Here is a 3,692-nt window from a genome sequence, read left to right as displayed (position 1 = left end):
GTTCGTCGCCCTCGCGGGCCAGGTCGAGGGCGAGGGTGAAGACCTTGGTGATGGACTGCGTGGAGAACGGCTGCCGCCAGTCGCCTCTACGACGCCCATGCCATCAGCGAGACGACGCGTCGCCGGTTGCAGCGGTGGCTGGATCTGGAAGAGGCGCGGTTGTCGGACGCGTAGCGCTCCGCGACGGCATCGGCTGGTGGACGCTGCCGGGAAAAAAGTCGGGGCCGCTGTCGATCCGGCCGCGTCCCGTTCGACGTCATGGTGTGCGGCGCCGCGCCGCACGGTGACGCGACTCGACCTGACGAGGGAACCCGTGGATCAACTGCTGAAAGTCATGAACTTCAACGTCTCGAGTGACGCTATCGGTGCCGGTGAGCACCAGAGTCTCGAGCGGCCGTTCGGGCTCGACCGCCCCGAGCGGCTGTTCGCCTGGGCCGGAGCCACGGCGAGCTGGCCGATGCGCACGGATCCGGGCGGGAGCCGGGGCCTCGACGACTACTTCACGCGGGACTTCGCACGCAACATCGGTGCCGAGATCATGGGTCGCAACAAGTTCGGGCCCCAGCGCGGTCCCTGGCAGGACCATGAGTGGCACGGCTGGTGGGGGGACGAGCCCCCGTTTCGCACACCGGTGTTCGTCATGACCCACCACGAGCGTCCGTCGTTCACGCTCTCCGACACCACGTTCCACTTCGTCGACGGCGACCCGGCCACCGTCCTCAAGCGCGCGCGGGAAGCGGCGCAGGGCATGGACGTCCGGCTCGGCGGTGGGGTCACCACCGTCCGGCAGTTCCTCGACGCCGACCTCGTCGACACCATGCATGTGGCGGTCTCACCGGTCAGGCTCGGGTCCGGACTACGGCTGTGGGAGTCCCCCGACGAGCTGCTCGACCGGTTCCATCTGGAGCTCGTGCCCAGCCCGAGCGGCGTGACGCACCACCTGTTCTGGCGAAGGTGACGCCAGGGCCCTATCCGGGGCGGCCGTCGGAGAGCCACCGGGCGAGGCCGCGCAGGCCGACCGCCCACCGCCCGAGGTCGGTGACCTCGGCGTGCTCGGTGACGACGGTGAGCAACTCGGCCACGGCCTCGTCCGGCCGCCGGGCGTCGTTGAGGGTCAGGGCGCGGAAGACGCGTACGGAGTCGGAGTCGGGGAACGCCCCACGGGCGCGGTCGAGCACCGCCAGCGACTCGTCCAGTTCGCCCAGCCACCTCAGGGTGCTGGCGTACTGGCACAGGCACCGGCGCAGGACGTCACCGTCGAGGCCGAGGGCGAGCGCCCGCTCGTAGTAGCCGCGCGCGGTCTCCTCCTGTCCCGCGGTGTCGTAGGCGCCGCCCACCTCGTACAGGAGCACGGGGTGGTCGGGGTGCTCGGCGAGCAGCGCCTGGAAGTAGGCGATCGTCGGCGCCATGTTCGCCCGGTCGCGCCGGTCGTGGCCAGCCTGGATCGCCTCGGCCAGTTCGGGTGTCACGTCGGTCGTCACTGCTGCGCCCCCACGCGTACGAGTCTGAAGATCGACTCACCCTAGCGGGGCCCCGCCCGCGGTGACCGTCACCGCCGTCGTCGCCGTCGCCGGGTCAGTGCGCCACCCGGTAGCGGTGCTCGGGGCGTCCGGTGGCTCCGTAGCGCAGTTCGAGGCGGACCATGCCCTCCTTGACCAGGTAGGAGAGATAGCGCTGGGCCGTGGCGCGGGAGACGCCGGTGCGTTCGGCTGCTTCCGCGGCCGACAGGGCGTCGTGCGCGGCGCGCAGGGTCTGGTGCAGCAGGGCGAGAGTCGGCGCGGAGTGGCCCTTGGCGGGGACGCGGGGCACGGCGGGCGGCCGGGCCGCGCTGAACAGGGCGTCCACATCGGCCTGGTCGGTCTCCGGCACCGCCCCGAGGGCGTCCATACGGTGCTGGAGCTCGCGGTAGGCGGTGAGCCGTTCGGCGAGGTCGGGCGCACCGAAGGGCTTGACCAGGTAGCCGACGGCGCCGAGTTTCATCGCGGTCCGCACCGAGGTGATGTCCCGGTCGGCGGTGATCATGATGGCGTCGGGGCGGTTCCCGCCCTCGTCCCCGTTCAGCCGGCGCAGCACGTCGAGTCCGCTGCCGTCCGGCAGGAAGATGTCGAGGAGCAGCAGGTCCGGGCGGAGGTCGTGCACCGCGTCCAGCGCCGCGCCCACGGTCGCCGCCTGGCCCACCACCTCGAAGCCCTTGACGCGGGACGCGTAGTCGCAGTGGATGCGGCTGACCCGGAAGTCGTCGTCCACCACCAGGGTCCGGATCACCAGCGGTCACCTCCCGTGCGGCCGACCGGCACCGGCCGAGCCGTCGTGAAGAGGGCGTCCGGTGGAGCCGGGGCGATGCCGGGCCCGGGCAACGTCACGGTGAAGACCGCACCCGGCCCCTCGCTGACCGTGATCGTGCCGCCGTGCCGCTGCACCAGCCGGTGGACGAGCGCGAGTCCGAGGCCGCGCCGCGCGGTGCCCCGGTCGGGGCGGGTCGACCAGCCGTCCTCGAAGATCGACTCGGTGGCGCCCGGCGGGATGCCCGGCCCGGTGTCGGCCACCTCCACCCGTACCACGTCGACGGCCTCGATCAAGGACAGCCGCACCTCCGGACCACCCGGCCGAGCCGGGGCGGACGCGGACGCGTCGATCGCGTTGTCCAGCAGGTTGCCGACGATGGTCAGCAGCCGGCGCAGATGCGGCGGGTCCTCGCCGAGGGCGGAGTCGTCGCTGAGGACGATCCGCACCCCGCGTTCCGCGGCCACCGTGATCTTGGCGACGAGCAGGCCCACGAGCAGCGGGTTGCCGATGCGTTCCCGTACGGATTCGGCCAGCGCCTGCTCGGCGCCGGCCGTCTCGACGGCGAACTCGTAGGCGGCGTCGTGGTCGCCGATGTCCAGCAGCCCGGCCATCGTGTGCATCCGGTTGGTGAACTCGTGCTGCTGGGCGCGCAGCGCGTCGGTGAGCCCGCGCACGGAATCCAGTTCGCGCAGCAGCCCGATGAGCTCGGTGCGGTCGCGCACGGTGACCACGGCGCCCAGTTCACGGCCGTGCAGGGCCACCGGCATCCGGTTGACGACCAGGCAGTGGTCGTCGGTCAGCACACTGATGTCGCTGCCCGCCACGGTGCCGTCCAGGGCGCGGCGCAGCCGCCCGTCCGGCAGTACCTCCGCCAGCGTGCTGCCGAGCGCGGTGCCCAGGCCGAGCAGGTCGCGGGCCTCGTCGTTGACCACCGTGATCCGGCCGTCGGGATCGAGGGCGACGACTCCCTCGCGGATGCCGTGCAGCATCGCCTCGCGGTCCTGGAGCAGCCCGGCGATCTCCTCCAGTTCCAGCCCGAACGTCGTCCGCTTGAGCCGCCTGGCCAGCAGGAGCGCGGCCGTCGAGCCGAGCGCCACGGCGATGGCGCTGTACAGGCCGAAGGTGGGCAGCTCGCGCCACAGCTCGCCCAGCACATGGTGCTCGGTGATGCCCGCGGACACCTCTCCGACCAGCTTGCCGTCGGGCCCGTACAGCGGGGCCTTCCCGTTGGCCGAGCGTCCGAGCCCGCCCGGGTCGGTGCCGACGTGCGGGCGGCCGTCCAGGACCACGATGGGATCACCCGTCGCCACGCCGATCAGCGCCGGGTCGCGTTCTCGTGCGGCTTGACCGTGACCCACAGCTCGGCGTACGGGTCGGTGGCGGTGATCACACGGACGTTCTCGACC

At 72.2% G+C, this 3,692-nt stretch carries 4 protein-coding genes; 1 reads left to right on the top strand and 3 read right to left on the bottom strand.

Features of this window, described 5'->3' with window-relative positions:
• The first annotated feature begins 313 nt into the window (after nt 1-313).
• Complete coding sequence (locus tag ABZ646_RS42685) at nt 314-958, top strand: dihydrofolate reductase family protein (RefSeq protein ID WP_360532041.1); 645 nt, start codon at nt 314-316, stop codon at nt 956-958.
• A 10-nt stretch (nt 959-968) separates the two neighbouring features.
• Here the strand turns inward: ABZ646_RS42685 and ABZ646_RS42680 are convergent, their stop codons facing one another.
• The 3 genes from ABZ646_RS42680 to ABZ646_RS42670 all read right to left on the bottom strand — a co-directional run bounded on the left by ABZ646_RS42680 (nt 969) and on the right by ABZ646_RS42670 (nt 3,596).
• Nucleotides 969-1,481 (bottom strand): tetratricopeptide repeat protein, encoded by a 513-nt coding sequence (locus tag ABZ646_RS42680; protein ID WP_360532037.1) that lies wholly within the window; start codon nt 1,479-1,481, stop codon nt 969-971.
• 94 nt (nt 1,482-1,575) lie between these two features.
• The gene (locus ABZ646_RS42675; protein WP_360532034.1) at nt 1,576-2,265 is read right to left on the bottom strand and encodes a response regulator; all 690 of its coding nucleotides are present in this window, start codon (nt 2,263-2,265) and stop codon (nt 1,576-1,578) included.
• A complete protein-coding gene (locus ABZ646_RS42670) occupies nt 2,262-3,596 on the bottom strand; it encodes a sensor histidine kinase (RefSeq protein ID WP_360532031.1) in 1,335 nt (444 codons plus the stop codon). The genes ABZ646_RS42675 and ABZ646_RS42670 overlap by 4 nt, the downstream gene beginning before the upstream one ends.
• Nucleotides 3,597-3,692: the final 96 nt, after the last annotated feature.

Source organism: Streptomyces sp. NPDC007162 (genome assembly GCF_040634175.1).
Classification (GTDB): domain Bacteria; phylum Actinomycetota; class Actinomycetes; order Streptomycetales; family Streptomycetaceae; genus Streptomyces.
The sequence above is the reverse complement of the archived record's forward strand: the minus strand, read 5'-3'. Positions and strand labels throughout refer to the sequence as shown.